Source organism: Flavobacterium pygoscelis (assembly GCF_023162025.1).
Classification (GTDB): domain Bacteria; phylum Bacteroidota; class Bacteroidia; order Flavobacteriales; family Flavobacteriaceae; genus Flavobacterium; species Flavobacterium pygoscelis.
This window is the reverse complement of record NZ_JALNUB010000011.1, coordinates 1-21,488: the sequence shown is the minus strand read 5'-3', so window position 1 is coordinate 21,488 and position 21,488 is coordinate 1. Positions and strand designations below refer to the sequence as shown.

General features: G+C 32.5%; 13 protein-coding genes. 3 read left to right on the top strand and 10 right to left on the bottom strand.

Annotated elements, in window-relative coordinates; genetic code table 11:
- Window positions 1–33: 33 nt before the first annotated feature.
- The 4 genes from MW871_RS14275 to MW871_RS14260 form a co-directional block, all read right to left on the bottom strand.
- Complete coding sequence (locus tag MW871_RS14275; protein ID WP_210646911.1) at window positions 34–723, bottom strand: RluA family pseudouridine synthase; 690 nt, start codon at window positions 721–723, stop codon at window positions 34–36.
- A 242-nt stretch (window positions 724–965) separates the two neighbouring features.
- Window positions 966–1,784, bottom strand: coding sequence for a 3-methyl-2-oxobutanoate hydroxymethyltransferase (gene panB, locus MW871_RS14270; protein WP_188051653.1), 819 nt, complete (start codon window positions 1,782–1,784; stop codon window positions 966–968).
- 322 nt (window positions 1,785–2,106) lie between these two features.
- The gene (locus MW871_RS14265) at window positions 2,107–2,607 is read right to left on the bottom strand and encodes a hypothetical protein (RefSeq protein WP_210646912.1); all 501 of its coding nucleotides are present in this window, start codon (window positions 2,605–2,607) and stop codon (window positions 2,107–2,109) included.
- Between the two features lie 518 nt (window positions 2,608–3,125).
- Window positions 3,126–4,586, bottom strand: a complete 1,461-nt coding sequence (locus MW871_RS14260; RefSeq protein ID WP_188051650.1) for a TonB-dependent receptor — start codon at window positions 4,584–4,586, stop codon at window positions 3,126–3,128.
- Between the two features lie 94 nt (window positions 4,587–4,680).
- Here MW871_RS14260 and MW871_RS14255 point away from each other — a divergent pair, with 94 nt between their 5' ends.
- Complete coding sequence (locus tag MW871_RS14255; protein ID WP_248429123.1) at window positions 4,681–5,445, top strand: MBL fold metallo-hydrolase; 765 nt, start codon at window positions 4,681–4,683, stop codon at window positions 5,443–5,445.
- A 13-nt stretch (window positions 5,446–5,458) separates the two neighbouring features.
- On the top strand, window positions 5,459–5,965 hold the full coding sequence (locus MW871_RS14250) for a hypothetical protein (protein WP_248429122.1): 507 nt from the start codon (window positions 5,459–5,461) through the stop codon (window positions 5,963–5,965).
- A gap of 57 nt (window positions 5,966–6,022) precedes the next feature.
- On the opposite strand, the gene MW871_RS14245 is transcribed toward MW871_RS14250, so the two are convergent.
- From MW871_RS14245 to MW871_RS14220, 6 genes are all read right to left on the bottom strand, one after another.
- On the bottom strand, window positions 6,023–6,673 hold the full coding sequence (locus MW871_RS14245) for an alpha/beta hydrolase (RefSeq protein ID WP_248429121.1): 651 nt from the start codon (window positions 6,671–6,673) through the stop codon (window positions 6,023–6,025).
- Window positions 6,674–6,719: 46 nt separating this feature from the next.
- A complete protein-coding gene (locus tag MW871_RS14240) occupies window positions 6,720–7,046 on the bottom strand; it encodes a hypothetical protein (protein WP_210646915.1) in 327 nt (108 codons plus the stop codon).
- Window positions 7,047–7,050: 4 nt separating this feature from the next.
- Complete coding sequence (locus tag MW871_RS14235) at window positions 7,051–8,304, bottom strand: dihydroorotase (RefSeq protein WP_248429120.1); 1,254 nt, start codon at window positions 8,302–8,304, stop codon at window positions 7,051–7,053.
- 31 nt (window positions 8,305–8,335) lie between these two features.
- Entirely contained in the window at window positions 8,336–10,264 is a 1,929-nt protein-coding gene (locus MW871_RS14230; RefSeq protein ID WP_248429119.1) for a BatA domain-containing protein, read from the bottom strand.
- Window positions 10,265–10,509: 245 nt separating this feature from the next.
- Entirely contained in the window at window positions 10,510–11,862 is a 1,353-nt protein-coding gene (locus tag MW871_RS14225) for a DEAD/DEAH box helicase (protein ID WP_210646918.1), read from the bottom strand.
- 203 nt (window positions 11,863–12,065) lie between these two features.
- Window positions 12,066–14,228, bottom strand: a complete 2,163-nt coding sequence (locus tag MW871_RS14220) for a DUF4838 domain-containing protein (protein WP_248429118.1) — start codon at window positions 14,226–14,228, stop codon at window positions 12,066–12,068.
- 1,006 nt (window positions 14,229–15,234) lie between these two features.
- On the opposite strand from MW871_RS14220, the gene MW871_RS14215 reads away from it, so the two are divergent.
- The coding region (locus tag MW871_RS14215; RefSeq protein ID WP_282454611.1) for an Ig-like domain-containing protein at window positions 15,235–21,488 on the top strand (6,254 nt) is incomplete at its 3' end.

The window sequence follows — 21,488 nt, the reverse complement described above, 5'->3', positions numbered from 1 at the left end:
AGTAAGTTGAAGTTTAAGTTCATTTTTTTAAAATTATAATGCTTTCCAAAGTACTTCATCTGGAGTGGGAGCAATGATAATTGTATTTTCTTTAGTTACTGGATGAATAAATACTAATTTTCGAGCGTGTAGATGAATACCACCATCAGGATTACTTCTATCAAAACCATATTTTAAATCCCCTTTTATTGGAGAACCTATTGCAGAAAGTTGTGCCCGTATTTGATGATGTCTTCCCGTATGTAGATTAATTTCTAAGGCAAAATAATTAGTGAGTTCCTTTATGATTTTATAATCTAAAATAGCTAATTTACTATCAGGAACTTCTTTTAAATGTGCTTTTGAACTATTATTTTTTTCATTTCTTTTTAAATAATGAGTCAATTTATCTTCAGCGATCAAAGGTTTGTTTTTGACAATGCACCAATAGGTTTTTTGAGTTTCTCGATTACTAAATAATTCGTTCATCCTTGTTAGTGCTTTACTCGTGCGGGCAAAGACAATTATACCTGATGTAGGACGATCTAAACGATGTACAACACCTAAAAAAACTTCTCCCGGTTTATTATATTTATCTTTAATATATTCCTTAACCACATCAGATAATGGCTTGTCTCCTGTTTTATCGCCTTGTACGATATCACCAACACGTTTATTTATAACTATAAGGTGATTGTCTTCGTGAAGGATCTGGAGATTTGATTTATTTGATATGATTTTCATGTATTTTTAGATTTTGGGCTTTTTTAGATCGGTTTGTTAAATTTAAATCTTTATTAATGCTTCTAGTTTTTTGTAAATTTCAGCGGTTCTTTCTGCATGAAAAACTATTACAGAAGCGAAAATTATTTGATTTTTATTTATTGTAGATAGTTGCCTAAATATAAAAACTGAATTAGACGATGTTTAATTCAGTTTTTATAAAATTACATTATTAAAAAGATTTTAACTCTTATAGAGGTATTTTAATATTGCTCGTTAGCGTTAGGGAAATCACTCGATTTTACATCGGCAACATATTGCCCGATAGCGGTTGTCATTCCGTCATATAAATTCATATATCTTCTTAAAAAACGAGGGCTAAATTCATTATTCATTCCTAACATGTCGTGAATAACTAATACTTGACCATCTACACCGCCACCAGCGCCAATTCCTATTACCGGTATCGATATACTTTTGGCCACTTTTTCAGCTAAATGTGCTGGAATTTTTTCTAATACTAATGCAAAACAACCTAATTTTTCTAATAATTGAGCATCTTCCAAAAGTTTATCTGCTTCTTCCTCTTCTTTTGCACGAACAGTATAAGTACCAAATTTATAGATAGATTGTGGTGTTAAACCCAAATGTCCCATTACTGGAATTCCTGCATTCAATATTTTTTTAATCGATTCTTTAATTTCTTTTCCACCTTCCAACTTTACAGCATGTCCACCGCTTTCTTTCATAATCCTAATTGAGGAGCGCAATGCTTCTTTAGGATCTGATTGGTAACTTCCAAAAGGTAAATCTACAACAACCAATGCTCTCTCTGTAGCTCTAACTACCGAAGAAGCATGATAAATCATTTGGTCTAAAGTGATAGGCAATGTCGTTTCATGTCCAGCCATAACATTTGAAGCCGAATCGCCTACAAGAATCACATCAATCCCTGCAGAATCGACGATTTTTGCCATGGTAAAATCGTATGCAGTTAGCATAGATATTTTTTCTCCATTAGCCTTCATTTCAATGAGTGACTTCGTGGTAATTCTTTTATAATCTTTTTTTGCGACAGACATAGTTCCTATTTTAAGTGTGTAAAGGTAATCAAATGTATATTTTTTGTTGAAAAATGTAAAATTATATTTTATATAAATACAAGCTTTTCTTAAATTAAGAAATTAGAACAGCAAATGGCTATGATAATGGAGATTTGATTTAAATGAGTTTCAAAATTCTAATTTCTAATAGGTTGTTTTTAAGCTAAAAGTATGATTTTTTATTGTTTTAAATGTTTTAAAAATTTGTAGAATTTTACGCTTAAGTTTTAAAAAATAAAATTCTAGTTTGTTTCTAAAAGTCAATTACTTTATCTTCTATAATCTGTTATAGGTAGTGTTACTAATTTATTTGTAGCAAATTTACATTTGCATCATCTGTTTTATCTACTATAATTGCAAAATTAGGAATGGTTGTAAAAGTTTGTTTTTTGCCTTCAATTTTTTTAAATTTTAATGTTATTCCTGCTGTTGAATCACGTTCTAAGCTAACTATTTTTAATGAAGTTTCTAAATTAGTCTCTGGCAAAACAAGAGCGATTACATCTTGTTTAGAGAAATCAATTGTGGTTGGCTTACCATTTTTGCCCATAGTTGTTGCCATACCAAAAATAGAGTTGAATTTTTCTAAAGTTTCAATTTTTGGATGCTCTAGTTTACCTGCATTATTTTTCACAAAATAATTTTCGGCGATTTGATAATCAATAGAATTTGAATTTAAATCGGAACTCATTTCTTCTTTTAAAGGTTCTTGAATTAGTGAAGAATCTGTTTTTTGTTTGCTTTGACAAGCTGCTAAAATTATTGTACTAAAAGCGATGGTTAAAATTATATTTTTTTTCATTTGATTAGTTGATTTTTATGATTGTCTTCTGTATTGAAGAGTTGTAAAATTTAGATTGAAGTTATTTTATTCGAAATTAAAAGAATATTAAAAGGGCGATCATTATTAACACACTAATTGTGCTACATATACTTTAAAGCATAATTCACGGTATATATTTTTGGTAATAATAACTTTAGTTTCGAGTGAAATTATTTTCTCTAAACTTTGTTTGAAATTAAATTAAGCTTTTAGCAAAAATTTCCCGTTAGGATATAATTTTTCACAAAATTTTTACGCAACATCAGACCCATAAAAAACGTAAAAAAGATAGAATTTATTAAGAATTTCACCCAATTAAATTCATTTAAATCATAAAGATCAAATGCAGCTTGTAGAATCGCATATAATAGACCACTTAAGAATATTGTTTTTAGTATTTTTAAATTTTTTTCTTTCATTTGCTATTTAATAATGTGATGATACCATAAAAAAAATCCTTAATTGTTAAACAAATCAAGGATTTCAAATTTTATTAATTAACTAATTTCTTTAAGAACTTTATTTGGATCATATCCAAAAAGTTGATGTTCTTTTATTATCTCAGCAATACCGCTAGGAAGCATAGTTTCCCAACCTGGTTTGCCATTATTTATCATATTCAAAACTTCACGGGAGAAAACATCAAGGATGCTTGCATCGTAATCATTTATGTCAACCACTTTGCCATTGAATTTAAAGAATTTGTATAATTCTTTCATTCTAGGATGTACTTTTAAGTTTTCAGAATTAATAATTTCACCATTTTCATCAATCATTGGATACAAAAAGACTTTCATATCACGGTAAAATAATTTTCCAAAAGCTTCTAAAATTCCACCGCTCAAATGACGGTAATATTTCTCATCAAAGATGTCAATTAAGTTGTTTACACCCATCGCCAATCCCATTCTTGCTTTTGTGTAATTAGAGAAATATTCTACAACCTTGTAGTATTCTTGAAAATTAGAAATCATTACGGTTTGTCCTAGAGAACAAAGTAATTCTGCACGATCCATAAAATCTCTTTCGTCAATTTCACCATCAGAACGAAGATTAGAAAGTGTAATTTCAAAAACTACCAAGGTATTTTCTTTTTCTACTTTATTCTCGTTCAAAAACATTTTTAGTGATTTCTCATACATGTCCATGTTTACTTTTGTAACCGGACGGAAACTACCTCTAAAAGCGAGTATGTTTTTTTTGTATAAAATAGCAGCAGGCAAAACATTAATGCCATCAGGATTAAACATAACGGCATCAGTCATTCCGTTTTTTACCAACTGTAAACTCATCAAACGATTGTCTACATCTGCAAAACGAGGACCAGAGAAATTGATAGTGTCTATTTCTAATTGGTCTTTGTCTAAATGATCGTATAAGTAACGCAACAAACGTTTTGGATCGTTGTATTTGTAATAAGCACCATATATCAAGTTTACACCAAGAATACCAAGTGTTTCTTGTTGCAAACGTACATCTGTTTCCTTAAATCGAATGTGCAATATAATTTCGTTGTAATCTTCGTCTGGCTCAATTTGATAGCTAATACCAACCCAACCATGTCCTTTGAATTGTTTTGCAAAATCAATAGTAGCAACTGTATTAGCATAACTGAAAAACATTTTGTTGGGGTGCTTTTCTCTACTTAAACGTTTTTCAATTAGATTTACTTCATGAGAAAGCATTTTTTTAAGGCGGCTTTCAGTTACATAACGACCATCTTCCTCTATTCCGTAAACGGCATCACTAAAATCTTTATCGTAGGCAGACATTGCCTTTGCAATAGTTCTAGACGAACCTCCAGATCTAAAAAAGTGTCTTACGGTTTCTTGACCAGCTCCGATTTCTGCAAAAGTTCCGTAAATATTTTCATTCAGGTTGATACGTAGGGCTTTATCGTTTACTGAAGGTATTTGTTCGATGATTCGATCACCTTTTAATTTTATTTCTGTGTCCATTTTATTTTAATATGGCTAATATGTTGCAAAGTTAATGAAATAGCATTCTAATGAAAGAGAATTAATCCTATTTTTGTAAATAAAATCAAGAAGTTTGAAGGTATATTTTTTAGGAACCGGCACCTCACAAGGTATTCCTGTTATTGGCAGCGACCATCCCGTATGTAAAAGCAAAGATTTTAAAGATAAAAGGCTAAGAGTATCCATTTGGATTTCTTGGGATAATTTCTCTTATATCATAGATTGCGGACCAGATTTTAGGCAACAAATGCTTTCTTCTAATTGTAGTAAAGTAGACGGAATTTTATTTACTCACGAGCACTCTGATCATACCGCAGGAATTGATGATATTCGTCCTTTTAATTTTAAACAAGGCGAAATACCTATTTATGCAAACCAAAGAGTTATTACTAACCTAAAAAGTCGATTTTCGTATGTGTTTGAAACGGTTAATAAATATCCCGGAGCGCCATCGATAGCGACAAATGAAGTTATTAATAATCAAACTTTTTCTATAGGAAATAAAACTGCAATTCCCGTTAATGTAATGCACGGAAATCTTCAGGTTTTTGGTTATAGAATTGATGATTTCGCTTATTTGACAGACGTGAAAACGATTAAAGAGAGCGAAATTTTAAAATTAAAAAATCTAAAAGTACTCGTTATAAATGCTTTACGTGAAGAGCCTCATGATACGCATTTCAATTTGAAAGAAGCCTTAGATTTTATAACTTTGGTCCAGCCAGAGAAGGCTTATCTTACGCATATTAGTCATGTTATGGGATTTCATGAAGCCGTGCAAAAAAGTCTTCCAGAAAATGTTTTCCTTGCTTATGATAATTTAGAAATCAAATTATAATCCAATTCAAAAAATGAAAAAATCATTATTTCTCTATCTAACGATTCTTGGTGTTCTAACAGCTCTTTTTACTTATATGTTTTTAAGTAAAGAAGTGAAATATGAACAAGATAGATATAAAAAAACTACTGCAAAGCTGAGAGACAGTATTAATCTTTTGACTACTAAGTTGGCGGATGCAAATTACTTCTCATTAGAAAATAATGAAAATGCACAAAATTATTTTGACTCTGGTAGTTCTAATAAAACTATTGCATATGAAAAATTAATTCCTGTTGTTACCGAGCAATTATTAGATTTTAATGCCAATCCAAAAGGGAATCCTTATACAGGTCAAGATCAAATTGGAGCGAATAAATTTATTATCAATAAAGTCAAAATATTAAACCACAGATGGATAATTGCTGATTTTAGTGATGGTGATATTTGGGGTGAAGTTTTATTGAAATATTTCGTGAATAATGATGAAAGTATTTCTTTTGAAGTAAATCAGTCTTTGTTGTATCAAAAACAAAAGTAATTATCACTTAAGGCAGTTTTCAGAAATAGCTTCTGAAAACTGCAAATTTAAGATTATTTATTGCTGCTCTAAAAGCCAGTTTTTGAAATCATAGAAATTTTGTGGTGCCACTCCGTGACCAATCGGATATTCTTTGTAGGTAACTTCAATTCCTAAATTCTCTAGTATTGCTGGCGTTTTTCTTGCCCAATCAATTGGAATTACTTGATCTACAGTTCCATGAGAGGCAAATATTTTTAAATTACTAAAATTATTTTTAAGGTAATCTTCTGCTACAATATCTAAATTTAAATATCCACTCATAGCCACAACTTTCTGCACTTTTTCTGGATAAGAAAGCGCTACAGCATAGCTTAAAATAGATCCTTGGCTAAAACCAATTAACGACACATTTTGCGCATCGATTGGGTAAATCTGAATTAATTCATCTATGAATTTTGCAATCAAATCTCTTGATTCCTTAGCCTGATCATTGTCTGAAAACTTATTTTGATCTGCATCAAAATTGATGGCATACCAAGCATAGCTTCCATATTGCATGTCATAAGGGGCACGTGCTGAAATGATATAATAATTTTCAGGAAGCTCTTCTGCAAAACAGAATAAATCGGCTTCATTACTACCATATCCATGAAGTAAAAGTAAAAGTGGATTTTTATCTAGTTTTACTTTGGGTTCACGTATTTTAAATTCTAAAGATAAACTCATTTTTATATATTGATTTGACAAAGATTGTGTGCTTTGAAATTTAAATTTATGATATGTTTGATAGCCATTTTTGGAAATAGGTTCCTAGCAAAGGAACGGGTTTTGTTTCGCCTTTTATAGCACTCGTGATGCCATAAGACCAAAGTACTAAAACAAATATCCACATAGGAGCAGAAATCATTAAGCTATCAAAATTACTGATGATTAGTCCCAATGAAATAAAAGTTAATGTTAATCCCAAACCTTGACGAATATGAAAAGAAGCAAATGCATTCTTATCTTCAGAATTCATTGACATCGCTATAAAAACACCAATTCCTAAAATATAGCTTGTTATTGCTGCTGTTTTTCCTGTTTCTGTAGTATTGTTCATTATTTTATGCTAAAATTAATTTTTGTTGGTTTAGAATTCCGTAAACTTTTCCTTTTATTGGGATACCTAAAAAAGCAGAATTCTTAGATTTAGAAAGAATGGATGATTTTGTGAAAATACTTTCTATTTCTGGGTTAAATAAAGTGAGATTTGCTGATGATCCTTCATTGATAGTTTGTATTTCGATTCCAAAAGTTTCTTTTCCAGCAGTTAATTTTTCAATTACAATTTCTAAAGGTAAAACAGTCATCAATGCGCCGAAAGCACTTTCTAAACCAATTGTTCCACTTTTTGCCCCATCAAATTCCATTTTTTTATGCTCAATGTCGATCGGATTATGATCTGATGTAATCATATCAATTGTACCCTCAGTTAGTCCTTTCAACAAAGCTATTCTATCCGTTTCTGTTCGCAATGGTGGTGAAACTTTGTATCTCGTATCGAATTCTTCAAGTTTTTCGTCAGTCAAAACTAAATGGTGTACTGCAACACTACAGCTTACTTTTAGCCCATTTTTCTTTGCTTCTTTAATTAATTCAACCGATTTTTTTGTAGAAACTGTTGGGATGTGTAATTTTCCTCCAGTATATTCCAGTAAAAATAAATTTCTTGCTATTTGTAATTCTTCGGCTAGATTTGGAATTCCTTTTAGGCCTAAACGAGTAGAAACAATTCCTTCATTAGCTACTCCATTACCTTTGATATTTTCATCTTGAGAAAAAGCGATAGTCAAGCCATCAAAATCTTGCACATATTGCAATGCAATTTTTAACAAGTTAGCATTACTTAAACTTTTATTGTAATCACCAAAAGCGATTGCTCCCGCTTTTTGCATATCATACAACTCTGCCATATCTTTTCCTGCACTTTCTTTTGTTAAAGCACCAATAGGATAAAGTTGGGTAGCAAATCCAGTTGCTTTATTTTTTACAAAATTAACTTGGGATTGATTGTCAATAATAGGGAAGGAGTTGGGTTGCAAAGCAATTGCGGTAAAACCACTTTTAGCCGCAACTTGAAGTCCATTAGAAATCGTTTCTCGATCTTCGTAACCTGGTTCTCCTAGTGAAACACTACTGTCAAACCAACCTTGTGAAACGTGCAGATTATCTAATTTCAACTCTTCTAGTTGTTCTAAATTCGGAATAGAGGTTCCTATTATCTGTATAAAACCATCAACAATTAAAATATCTACAGTCTTATTGTGAAAAGGACTTTTTGAATCGATAATTTTGGCGTCTCTGATGATTAATTTCATAGTTGTATTTTAATTATTTGAGCTTGGTTTTCTATTTTACGAATCTTATAATAGCCATTTCTGTAAATAGAAATAACAATGCAAAGATAACAAACCATTTCCAGATTTGATTGTCTGTGCGATCAGTTTGTAAAGTGTTAAAAAGTGATTTTATAGATTCGAAATTTTTGTATTCTGATAAAATATTTTCAGTAGCTGGAGTCAAATCACTTTCTGTTCTACCATAGTTAAAACTGATATTTTCTACCCATTCTTTTTTATTAAATACAGCAAAATTCCCTGCTTGTTCTGGATAGTCTCCAAAACTCATTTTGACTTTATTATTAAGTATTTGTTGCGTTGGAATAAACTGTTCTTCAACCCCTTTTACGGTTAAAATAGCATCTTTATTTAAGATAGTCTCTGTTATATGTGGATTGTTATTTCCTATTGTTAATGCAGTAATGCCATTATTATGGTTGTACATTGCCATCTTGTAAAAAGTAGGTACAATAAGTGGTGATTGCTGAAAATTAGAGTTTTCAATAGAAATAGGTGCGGCAAAAACAGCTACTTTTCCAATGGGATTATTAGTTGAAGTTAGAAAAATGCTTTGGTCTTCATACGACAACGCAGCAGGGTACGAACTTGATAAATTAAAAGTCTTTTTTGTTTTTGGATATTGAAAATTAGCTACTTTTTTTTCAAATACACTATTGTATATTGGATGATTAAAATTGATTTTAGTAATCTGTTTTTCTGTGTTTTCTAAAGCATTAAATTTTAGATTGCCAAAATTGGTTGCCAATAAATTTAAATTAGAAATAGAACAGGAAGCAGAAGGAATAACGATTAAGTTTCCTCCTTTTTCTACAAAAGATTTCAGTGTAGTGATTAATGCTTGTGGGATTTCATCGAGTTCATTTAGAACGATAGCATCTTGTTCCTCTAGTTTATTGTAATCTAATGCGCTTAAAGTAGTGCTGATGAAATTGAATTCTTCAGCAGTATAAATTCGAGATAGGAAATTGTTTTTCACAGCTTCTCCGATGCTGATTACATTCGTTTTTTTAGCTTTCATAATGCTGAAATATAAAATATTATCATATGATAAACCCTTGTCACTAATAGAAACATAGCCATGAAAAGCCTGTTTTGGAATGGTAAAATTTATAGTTTTTTTCGGGCTGTCTAATGTTACAGTAGTTTTAGCAATTAGGGTTTTATTGTTGTATAAGGAAATAGGGGTAGGATCAAATTTATCACCATAGGTAGATAATTGAATACCAATTTCATAGAATTGATCTACTGTTTTATGGATGTAAACGCTGTCAATAGCAATATTGTTTTTTAGAACCGCTTTAGGGATTATGAAATGTATATTGTTGTCTAAATCTATATTTTTAAGGTTCTTTTTATCAATTCCAATACCGTCTGTGATGATTACAATATCCTTTTTAAAAGCTGATTTATGTGCTTTTAATTTTGCCATTATATTATCCAATTCAAATGGAGTTGCACTATATTTCAAATTTTGTAAAGAATTGCGAATCGATTTAATATCGGTATTCCAAAAATTTTCTGAAGCAGTAAGTAAAGAGAAATTGACGTTTTCAGGTGTTTCTTCTAATAATTCTTGTACCGCTCTTTTTAGTAATTCGCCTTTCTTCCCTTTGGCTTGCATGCTAAAAGAATTGTCTAAAATGATATATAATTCATTATTTGCATTTTTGCTGTCTTTTGATTCGTAAAATGGTTGTGCAAAAGCAATTATAACGAAAGTAAGTACTAATAAGCGACAGGCTAGAAGTAACCATTTTTTAATTTTAGAACTTTTTCTAGTTTGTATAGAAAGTGCTTTTAAGAAGCGAACATTTGTGAAATATTCTTTTTTAAATCGACGCAGTTGAAATAAATGCACCAAAATAGGAACAATTAACGCGAACAGAAAGTATAAAATTTCGGGATGTTTAAAATGCATTCTTACGTTGTGTTTGCCTCATTTGTTTTTCAATTCAATTCAGTGAACTGAATTTCATTAGCCAAAAATACAAATTACTTTATAGTTTTAGATGAAGTTGTTTGAATATTTATAGTCTTACTAAATTGCTTTTTTTTATAAATAAAACAGGATAGTATATGTCATTATTTAGTACTAATATTATAAAAAAATAGGCAAAAATGATTTCCATTTTTGCCTGTAATAATTTAAAACTAAGAATGATTTTATTTATTTTTATCTTTTCTTTTCTTATCTCTCGTTTTTAGCATGTTTCTATTAACAGAGCCATGTGTTTTTTTCTTAGTTACACCTGGTCCGCCAAGATTCACTTTCTTATTCTTTTTACTTTTTTCTTGAAATGCACCATCACCTTCCAGTTTTTTCTTTTTCATCAAAAACTTAATCGGTTGTCGGTCTTTTTCAGGTTCGATTAACTTTGTTGAAATCTCCACTGTTTCAGGAAACTCTTCAATAGTTAATTCCATATTCATTAAAACTTCAATCTCTACTTTATATTCTTCTTCACGCGGCGCTATAAAACTTATTGCAGTTCCTTTAGCATCGGCACGACCAGTTCTACCTATTCTGTGCATATACAATTCAGGTAGTTCGGGCATTTCAAAATTGATAACATGAGTAATATTAGAAATATCCAAACCTCTTGCCATAATATCAGTAGTAATCAAACCACGTAAATTACCTTCTTGGAAGGAAGCCATCGTACTCAAACGATAATTTTGTGATTTATTAGAGTGTATCACTCCAAATTGATCTTCAAATTCCTCTTCTATTCGTTCTTGAACTAAATCGGCAATTTTTTTATTATTTACAAACACTAAAACACGACTCATGTCTTCGTTGTTGTGTAAAATATGTTTTAAAAGATTTATTTTAGTATTAAAATTGGGAGCTTGGTAGGTGATTTGTTTGATGTTTTCTAGCGGTGTTCCCGATGCGGAAAGTGTCACTTCTTCTGGGTAATCAAAATAATCATTCAAAATGGCATCTACTTCATCTGTCATGGTTGCCGAAAAAAGTATGTTTTGACGTTTTTTTGGCATCATAGCCAAAATCGAAGTCAGTTGCGTTCGGAAACCTAAATTAAGCATTTCGTCAAATTCGTCGATTACTAATTTTTGCATTTCTTCAAAACGGATTACATTATCCAAAGTTAAATCCATGATTCTTCCTGGTGTACCTACAAGGATATCGCAACCAGTATAAACTGTCGTTTTTTGAGTGTTAATATTTACACCACCAAAAATTCCAATAGTTCGAACAGACATGTATTTTGTCAATTTCTCTACTTCTTCAACTACTTGAACTACAAGTTCACGTGTAGGGACTAGAATTACTATTTTTGGAGTGTGTCCAGGCGTAAATTTATATAGTTTTAATAGTGGTAATAGGTAAGCGAATGTTTTACCAGTACCCGTTTGAGCGATTCCCATCATATCTCTTCCGGACATAATCACAGAAAAAGTTTTTTCCTGAATAGGAGTAGGAGTTGTAAATCCTAAATCATCGATTGATTTTTGTACAGATTTAGGAAGATTGAATTGCTCAAAAGTAGTCATTTGCTTAAATTTTTTGCAAAGATAGTGTTTTTGAAAGTAATGCTCAAAATCAATAAAATTATCTGAATTTAGAGGTTATATCCATTTTTAAAGTCTGCTAATTATTTGATTAACTGCTTTTTTTGACTGTATGCAATTAAAGTCTTTTTTTTGAGATTTTATCTGAATGTAGATTGCGAAATTTCATTAAATCCAACATTTTTTTATTGATTATAAAGTTCAATTTCATCTATCATTACCATAGGTTTTTTGTTTTTTCTTGTTCTCCAAAAAGGTAATTCGGTTTGGTTTTCTACTTCAATTTTTATCCGCTCTAAACCACTTAATTTTGAATCAATTATTTCAATGGATTTAGATTTTATTTCAAAATTTTCTTTTAACGCTATATTTTTAACTTCATTTATAAAAAGCCATTCGTTATTAATATAGCCATATACTGTTATTTTTCTTGGAATAAAAATCCAATTTCTCTGATTGTCTAAAAAGTTAATTTTAATTCGATTAATGGCTATTTTATTGGTAATAATTTCTATTTCAGGATTATTACCATACCATCCTACCCAATTCATATTATAATCCGTGTGCCCTTTTATTCCATCAACAAGAGAAGCAGATCCTTTTCCTAAAAAGTCTGGAAATGGTGGAGTTAGAAAATTCACCTTTAAATTTTCTCCCAAATGAACTGTTGTGTTTTTGCTAATTTCTAACCAGTTTTCATAATATTTATTGGGAGATATTCCGTCTTCACTTAGTTCGTATATCCCTAATTCATTACAGACTGTGGTAAATTGTTGTACTCTTTCGGTGAGACCTGGTTTTAATTGTTTCTTGCCCTCAGAATTGGTAAGGAACATTCCGTGGGTATCAGTGCCATAAAATTTAGATTGTTCGAAATAAACAAATTCTAATGCAAGCCTCAATTTTTTTATTCTATTAAATAAAATAGAATCCTGTTGTACAGATATTGTTGCTTCATTTAATAATAAATCATATTCATCCATGGCTTTAGGGGATAAAAATGTATTTCTATTTTGAATTGGACCAGAGTAAATGTCTAAAGCTTTTTTTGATTGTTCTTGATTTATGGCCAAGAGGTTCAGGTATTCTTGAACGTATGGAGCTGCATTGCCATAAAATCCTTTTAAAAAATCGGCTGTGATTGCTTTTATATCTATTTCTGCATTCCACAATAATTTGGCTAGCAAATACTGTCTTAATTCTGAAAAGTCTCCTGGGACATCTGCGTAACCTTGCACAAATAACCCTTTGATATGCTGTTTTTTGAAATACTTATAATTTTCTGAAAAAGTATTAATGTTTGGAAAAGGAGACAAATAGTTTGAAAACTGAACTGTATAATCCCATAAGTATAAATTTGGCGTCAATTTTCTCCAATTATTTAATGTTTTTTCAATTGACAAATTATTATTGTCACTAGAAATTGATTTAGCGCGGTTTAATTCAATTGGGCATACCAAAGTGTAAATATTTGGACTTATTTTTAGATTAATTGGCGGTTGAAATGTGTGTTGATATGCTAAAGTGACTATTTTTATTTTTGGAAAATGCTTTGCAATTTTATTTAAAAAGAAATAAAGAGACCCTTGAGGACCACCATGTTTTTTATTTAAAATGCTACACTTTTCGCATTGACAAAAAACGGTATCATCATTTTGACTAACAGACAGGAAAGTTGCATTGGGATTGTCGCTAATAATTTGAGTTATTTTTGCAATTATTTTTTGCAAAGCCATATCATTTGTCATGCAAATTGACTCAGCTCTTCGTTTTCCTTCATAAAAAGCAAAATATTCAGGATTATTTTTAAAAAATAGTTTTGATGGTAAAAGCTCATTAAATGTATGTCCCCAAATACTAAAATCATCTTTATGCCAATCTAATTTATGCCATTCTCTAAAATCTTTATCAAAGGCATCGGGATAATAAAGTACACGATATTCAAAAGAAGGTCGATATGTTTTTTTAAAATTTTTGGGATAAATAAATTGATTTGTTTTTGGTATATAATAATGAGTAGCGGTAAATTTTCTGAAACCCCATTCTTCTAGTAAAGTGTAAACCCCATAAATAAGTTGTTGTTCGTTGGTGGCGATTAAATAAATGTCTTTCTCGTCACTTTTAATATAAAAAGAAGGCTCCTCTTTTTTACTTTTTAATGGTTCTATTATAAGATGAATGGATGCTTTTTTGGTTTTAAAATTATCTTTAATTAGAAAAGGGTTATTGAAACTTTTATCTAAATATTTCTTTAAAATTTTTGCTGCAGGAAGAGCATTTGTATTGCTAATACAGATTGAATTATGATCCTCTAATACATCTTTAATTGTAATAGTAGATTGAGCCATTGTTTTGGTATTTAAAAGAGCTAAAATAAATAGAAAATAGATTGAGATTGTCCTATTAATAAACATATAATGAAGTTATTTGACGAAATTGTTTTGAATTTATGTTTAATGAAATAGGTTGTTGATTACTATAGGTATTAATTAATCAAGTTACTCATCTATTGGTGTTTTTTAAATTTTAAAAACGGTTATACTTTTAAAGTATATTTAAAATAGTTTGCTGTTGTGAAAATTAACGATAGTGTTTCAATTATATATAAAATAATAGTTTAATGTTTTTTCAAAAGTATCATTAACAAAATTGAATTTGCGATTTATCTTTATAGAATAGTCGTTATTTCTTTTATTACAATAGAATACTTTAAATCGTTTTTTAGATAAGAATTTACTCTATTATTTCTTTTTTAATAGTAATAATGCTCTAATTTTTACTTTTTTTTTGAAAATTAATTAAATATTTTTTTTCTTACCTATTATTTGTTTTAAAATTATGATTTTAAAGAGCTAAAAATCTTAGTTATCTGTATTAAAATCTTAAAAAAATTAAAAGATTAATATTTTAACGAAAAATATTTTTTTTAAATTACTAAATAACTTCGATTAAATACCAATAAAAACGTTCAAAGACAGCTTTTTTTTAATTTATAAAAATAATCATTTGTTGATACAAATATCCAAAAATTGTTAATAGTTTTTTATATACATTTGCAACGTTTTAATAATTATGACATTACAGTTTTTAATAATAACTTGTTATTTGTGATAAAAATTTCACTTTTATTATTTTTTAATTAAAAAATAAGTTTGATTGTGTTTTTCTAAATTGTTTTATTCATAAATTTCAATAATATATAATAAAAATTAAAACCTAAATAAGTAAATTAACGTATATAAGTGTATTGGTTTTTGTATCTTTAAAATACATCAACCTTTTTTGCAGTTATATTACTTTTTCAACATATATCGATTCATCCTTTAATGGTGAACATTTAAATTATAATAGTTAATGAATATCAAGTATATGAATCAAAACTACGCTCCGAAATTATCTTTTTTGAATATATATAAATCAGTAAAATATTTATTTTTAATATTTACTGTAGGGCTTCTTACTTTCTCTTCTGCAAATGCTCAAGTTTGTGGAACGCCAGGAGTAGATGGGCCCATAACTATTTCTAGTGCTGTAAACACCTATTATCCTGTTTTAAGTAATACACTTACTTTGAATGCAGGGGCACAATCCATACAAGTAGGGGCAGTGCCAGCAACAGATAAGTATCAAAATAACTTTGGTACTTTAGCAATTGCAACTGGTGATTTGATTTTGATCATTCAGATGCAAGACGCAGAAATTAACTATACTAATAATGCTCAATATGGTTCAGGTTCCTCTACTTCATATACAGATGGTCTTGGAGGTACTGGATTTACCAATATTGGCAATACAGGTATTTTTGAATATGTAATAGCGACAAATAACGTACCGCTTACTGGAGGGAATCTAACTTTTAAAGGTACTGGTACTGGTGGTGGTGTTAAAAATAGTTTTTACAACGCACCTCCAACTGCAACAAGAGGAAAAAGGACATTTCAAATTGTTAGAGTTCCACAATATTCTAATTTAACATTAAACGCAAATATTACCACACCGCCATTTAATGGTAGTTCAGGTGGCGTTATTGCATTTAATGTTTCGGGTACTTTTAATTTTGCTGGTTTTACTATTGATGGTAATGCAAGAGGATTTAGAGGAGGCTTTAGCCCTATTTTAGTTTCTGGCAATAATAATTCAACAACCTATGTTGGTGCAACAACCAATACTACAATTTCAGGTAAAGGAGAAGGAATAGCGGGAACACCCAGATACATGTGGGATGGATTTAATGAAGTAGGAGATACTTCTCAAGAGATGCCAGGAGGATCTGCTGGTAGAGGAGCGCCAGGAAATGCAGGAGGTGGAGGTAACGATCACAATGCCGGTGGTGGTGGTGGTGGTAACGGTGGCTACGGAGGTTTAGGTGGTTTAGGATGGCAAGGTGGTAATGGTGATGTTTCTCCAAAAACAGGAGGAGGAAGACCTGGTTTTACATCTTATCTTACAACCCCTCCTTTGGATAGACTCATCATGGGTGGTGGTGGTGGTGGTGGTGACGCCAATAATGCTACTACTGGTGTAAAAGGTGGAGTTGGTGGTGCTATCATATTAATAAATGCAGGAAACCTTATAGGAACAGGTAAAATTCAAGCGAATGGTGGCAATGGTGCTGCAGGTGCTTATGGAAGCGCTCCCGATGGTGCAGGTGGAGGTGGAGCTGGAGGAAGTGTATTTTTAAATATTTCTAATCCTAGCACAGCGACAATTACAATCGATGCAAAAGGAGGTAACGGTGGTAACACTGAGAATGATGGTGGTAATGAGCATGGTCCCGGAGGCGGAGGCGGAGGCGGAATTATTAGATATAATGCAGCAGGAGCTACAATTACACGCAATGTAAGTGCGGGTTCGGCTGGAAAAACTAATAAAGGAGCTGCTCCAACAAGTACTCATGGAGCGATGGATGGAGGTGTTGGTTATTCAGCAACTTTTCCTGCTGGTGATTTAGCTGAAAATCTTCAGATTAATTCAGATTGTTTTCCAATTTTGGAGACCAAAGTAAAATCGTTAACTCCATCAGTTTGTAATTCGGTTAATAATGAAGTCTCCTATGAAATTCAAATAAAAAATATAGGAAGCGGAAATGCTGCAAAAGTTTTCTTAGACTTCGCTTTTCCAACAGGTATAGATTTTTTATCCGCTACAGCAGTTTATTCTATAGAAGCTACTGGTCCAGCGGGTCTTTTGTCGTATACTAACACTGCAAACAAACCTTTAATAGGTGATTTTAATATTGCTAAAGATGGAATAGTAACAATAACCTTGAAAGGTAAAATTACTAGTTCTGCTACTACAGGTGTAAACAATGCTAATGCTCAAGCAATATATTTAGATCCTACAAGAACAACAGCTAATCCAAACAGACAAATTACTGCATTTACTGATAGTTTTGGGTCCTATCCAAATAAATACCAAGGAGGAAGTCAAGCGAATGTTTCAGGTATAAATTTTAAAGGATCTACTACTAGTATTGATGATGTTAATATTTTGGCATTACCTGGAGCGCCTACGGTAACTGCTACACAACCGGATTGTACTACTTCGACAGGAACAATAAAAGTGACTGCGCCTCTTAATGGTTCGGGTATAACGTATACATTAACTGGTTTAGCTCCAGTTGCTACAGCAGTGTCTAATTCTACTGGACAATTCTCTGGTTTAGTAGCGGGTACTTATCAGGTAACCACTACTAATGCTAATTCATGTACTTCACTACCTACTTCTACAATTACTATAAATTCTGTTTTTGGTGCTCCTGTTACTAAAAGTGTGTCTATTTGTGTAGGAGGTTCAGGAAGTTTAATTGCGAGTGGATGTTCTGATAATAGTAAAATTGAATGGTTTACCACAGCTACAGGAGGATCTTCAATATTTACGGGTGCTACTTTTAATCCTATTGGTGTATTGGGTTCAGGATTACCCAATGCAAATGTTGCTGGAACAGCCACTTTTTATGCTAGTTGTAATAATTCCCCATGTAGAGCAGCAACAAATTTTGTTATAAATCCAATACCAACAATAAATGGTGTTACGCCTGGAACAATTTGCGGTGCTGGAAGTGTTACATTGAGTGCTACTGCTTCTTCGGGTACAATAAGTTGGTATGATGTTGCAACTGGTGGTACACCAATAGCTACAGGAGCTACTTATACCACCCCAAGTTTGTCTGTAACCAAAATATATTATGTAGAAGTATCTGATAATAATTGTACTTCAACTAGAACTTCTGTTACTGCTACAGTTACTGCTATACCAACAATAGCATCAACTACAGGAGCGGAAAGATGTGGGCCAGGAATTTTGACTTTAAAAGCTACAGCCTCAGCAGGAAAAGTTAATTGGTATGCAAATGCACTAGGAGGAACTTCGCTTTATGAAGGAACTGATTACATAACTCCAAATTTATCTGCAACCACTACTTATTATGTTGATGCAACAAATAATAGTTGTACTTCAAACTCTAGATTAGCTGTAGCCGCTACGGTTAATACAGTTTCTACTCTAACATTAACTACTGGTTCGCAAAATCAGACAATTTGTACAGGAGCAGCAATCACAAATACGGTATATACTTTTGCAGGTAGCGCTACTAATGCTGTTGTGACAAATTTACCTTCAGGGCTAACCTCCAATGTTGATACAACAAATAAAACAGTAACCATTAGTGGTACTCCAACAGTTGCTGGCACTTATATAATAACAACGAATGGACATGTAGGATCATGTACTGCAGCTACTTTAAGCGGAAAAATTGATTTTACTACTATAAATACTGTAGGAGTTGCTTCATCTACACCAACATTATGTATTAATTCAGCATTAACAGCAATTACACATACTACTACGGGTGCATCAGGAATCGGTACAGTAACTGGATTGCCTGCTGGTGTTACTGCAAATTGGTCAAGTAATAAAATCACAATTAGTGGTACACCAACCGCATCTGGAACATTTAATTATAGTATTCCATTATCTGGAGGATGTGGATCAGTAAATGCTACTGGAAAAATTATAGTTAATACTGCTCCTGTAACTCCAGTAGTGAGCACAACAGCAGCGACTTGTTCTGCTGCAGGAAGCATGACTCTTACTAATTACGATGCAGCCAATACTTATGTTTTTTCACCTGCAGGACCAACTGTTAGTACAGCAGGAGTCATAACAGGCGGCGCGATAGGAACGGCTTACACGGTTAAAGCAACTAACGCTTCCGGATGTATTTCAGCAGCTTCTAATAGTTTTACTGTTATAAGCCTAACACAGTTGGCTACACCAGTAAATCCAGTAGTTAGCACAACAGCAGCGACTTGTTCTGCTGCGGGAAGCATGACTCTTACGAATTACAATGCAGCCAATACTTATGATTTTTCACCTGCAGGACCAACTGTTAGTGCAGCAGGAGTCATAACAGGCGGTATGATAGGAACGGCTTACACGGTTAAAGCAACTAACGCTTCCGGATGTATTTCAGCAGCTTCTAATAGTTTTACTGTTATAAGCCTAATACAGTTGGCTACACCAGTAACTCCAGTAGTGAGCACAACAGCAGCGACTTGTTCTGCTGCAGGAAGCATGACTCTTACTAATTACGATGCAGCCAATACTTATGTTTTTTCACCTGCAGGACCAACTGTTAGTACAGCAGGAGTCATAACAGGCGGCGCGATAGGAACGGCTTACACGGTTAAAGCAACTAACGCTTCCGGATGTATTTCAGCAGCTTCTAATAGTTTTACTGTTATAAGCCTAACACAGTTGGCTACACCAGTAAATCCAGTAGTTAGCACAACAGCAGCGACTTGTTCTGCTGCGGGAAGCATGACTCTTACGAATTACAATGCAGCCAATACTTATGATTTTTCACCTGCAGGACCAACTGTTAGTGCAGCAGGAGTCATAACAGGCGGTATGATAGGAACGGCTTACACGGTTAAAGCAACTAACGCTTCCGGATGTATTTCAGCAGCTTCTAATAGTTTTACTGTTATAAGCCTAATACAGTTGGCTACACCAGTAACTCCAGTAGTGAGCACAACAGCAGCGACTTGTTCTGCTGCAGGAAGCATGACTCTTACTAATTACGATGCAGCCAATACTTATGTTTTTTCACCTGCAGGACCAACTGTTAGTACAGCAGGAGTCATAACAGGCGGTATGATAGGAACGGCTTACACGGTTAAAGCAACTAACGCTTCCGGATGTATTTCAGCAGCTTCTAATAGTTTTACTGTTATAAGCCTAACACGGTTGGCTACACCAGTAACTCCAGTAGCTAATAATCAAACAGTATGTGATGATGGTACAACAAATCAAACCTTAACAGCTATAGCAAGTGGTGGAACTATTACTTGGTATACAGCTTCAACTGGTGGTACAATTGTTACATCACCAACATTAACTGGTGTAGGTACAAAAACGTATTACGCTGAATCATCTAATGGGACTTGTTCTAGTACCACAAGGCAAGCGGTAATGTTAACGATCAATGCCACTCCTTTAACACCTACAACAAAAAATATTGAATATTGTCAAGATGATATTGCTCAAGCCTTAACTGCAACAGCTAATGACCCTTCCAATACACTATATTTTTATGAATCACAAACTTCCTCTCCTCAAATTAGTTTAATACCTAGTACTAACGTTTCTGGAGTATTTACTTATTATGTTTCTGAAAAAAGTAATTCTTGTTTCAGTCCACTAAAGGCATTAGTAGTTACTATTAATCCTAAAATAACAATAACTTCACAGCCCATAAACAAAACTATTATTTATGGAGAAGATACTAGTTTTGCAGTAGTAGCTAATAATGTTACATCATATCAATGGCAAGTAAATACTGGATCAGGATATACTAATATTTCAAATAATAGTACCTATTCTAATGCAACAACATCCACTTTAACTATTACAAAGCCTACGGTTTTGATGAGTAGTTATAACTACCGCGTTGTTTTAACAAATAATTGTAACACCGTAAGCACAACAGACGCGCTATTAACGGTAACGCCAAAAGCGATCAACGTGAGTGTGGTAGCCGATAATAAAACCAAAGTATACGGAGACGCAAATCCAGCGTTAACCGCTGTGGTAACTGGAACGGTAAATGGCGATGTGATTGACTATACGTTAAGCACTACCGCTACGACCACTTCAGCAGTAGGAAGCTATCCAATTGCAGTGACTTTAGGCAGTAATCCAAACTATACGGTAAGCACAACAGACGCTCTATTAACGGTAACGCCAAAAGCGATCAACGTGAGTGTGGTAACCGATAATAAAACCAAAGTATACGGAGACGCGAACCCAGTGTTAACCGCTGTGGTAACCGGAACGGTAAATGGCGATGTGATTGACTATACGTTAAGCACTACCGCTACGACCACTTCAGCAGTAGGAAGCTATCCAATTGCAGTGGCTTTAGGCAGTAATCCAAACTATACGGTAAGCACAACAGACGCGCTATTAACGGTAACACCAAAAGCGATCAACGTGAGTGTGGTAGCCGATAATAAAACCAAAGTATACGGAGATGCGAATCCAGTGTTAACCGCTGTAGTAACCGGAACGGTAAATGGCGATGTGATTGACTATACGTTAAGCAC

What these genes read in the sequence shown, in the direction of transcription:
- panB (WP_188051653.1), bottom strand. Translation starts at nt 1,784, where the DNA reads ATGTCTGTCGCAAAAAAAGATTATAAAAGAATTACCACGAAGTCACTC.
- MW871_RS14225 (WP_210646918.1), bottom strand. Translation starts at nt 11,862, where the DNA reads ATGACTACTTTTGAGCAATTCAATCTTCCTAAATCTGTACAAAAATCA.
- MW871_RS14275 (WP_210646911.1), bottom strand. Translation starts at nt 723, where the DNA reads ATGAAAATCATATCAAATAAATCAAATCTCCAGATCCTTCACGAAGAC.
- MW871_RS14235 (WP_248429120.1), bottom strand. Translation starts at nt 8,304, where the DNA reads ATGAAATTAATCATCAGAGACGCCAAAATTATCGATTCAAAAAGTCCT.
- MW871_RS14240 (WP_210646915.1), bottom strand. Translation starts at nt 7,046, where the DNA reads ATGAACAATACTACAGAAACAGGAAAAACAGCAGCAATAACAAGCTAT.
- MW871_RS14265 (WP_210646912.1), bottom strand. Translation starts at nt 2,607, where the DNA reads ATGAAAAAAAATATAATTTTAACCATCGCTTTTAGTACAATAATTTTA.
- MW871_RS14245 (WP_248429121.1), bottom strand. Translation starts at nt 6,673, where the DNA reads ATGAGTTTATCTTTAGAATTTAAAATACGTGAACCCAAAGTAAAACTA.
- MW871_RS14260 (WP_188051650.1), bottom strand. Translation starts at nt 4,586, where the DNA reads ATGGACACAGAAATAAAATTAAAAGGTGATCGAATCATCGAACAAATA.
- MW871_RS14250 (WP_248429122.1), top strand. Translation starts at nt 5,459, where the DNA reads ATGAAAAAATCATTATTTCTCTATCTAACGATTCTTGGTGTTCTAACA.
- MW871_RS14220 (WP_248429118.1), bottom strand. Translation starts at nt 14,228, where the DNA reads ATGGCTCAATCTACTATTACAATTAAAGATGTATTAGAGGATCATAAT.
- MW871_RS14230 (WP_248429119.1), bottom strand. Translation starts at nt 10,264, where the DNA reads ATGCATTTTAAACATCCCGAAATTTTATACTTTCTGTTCGCGTTAATT.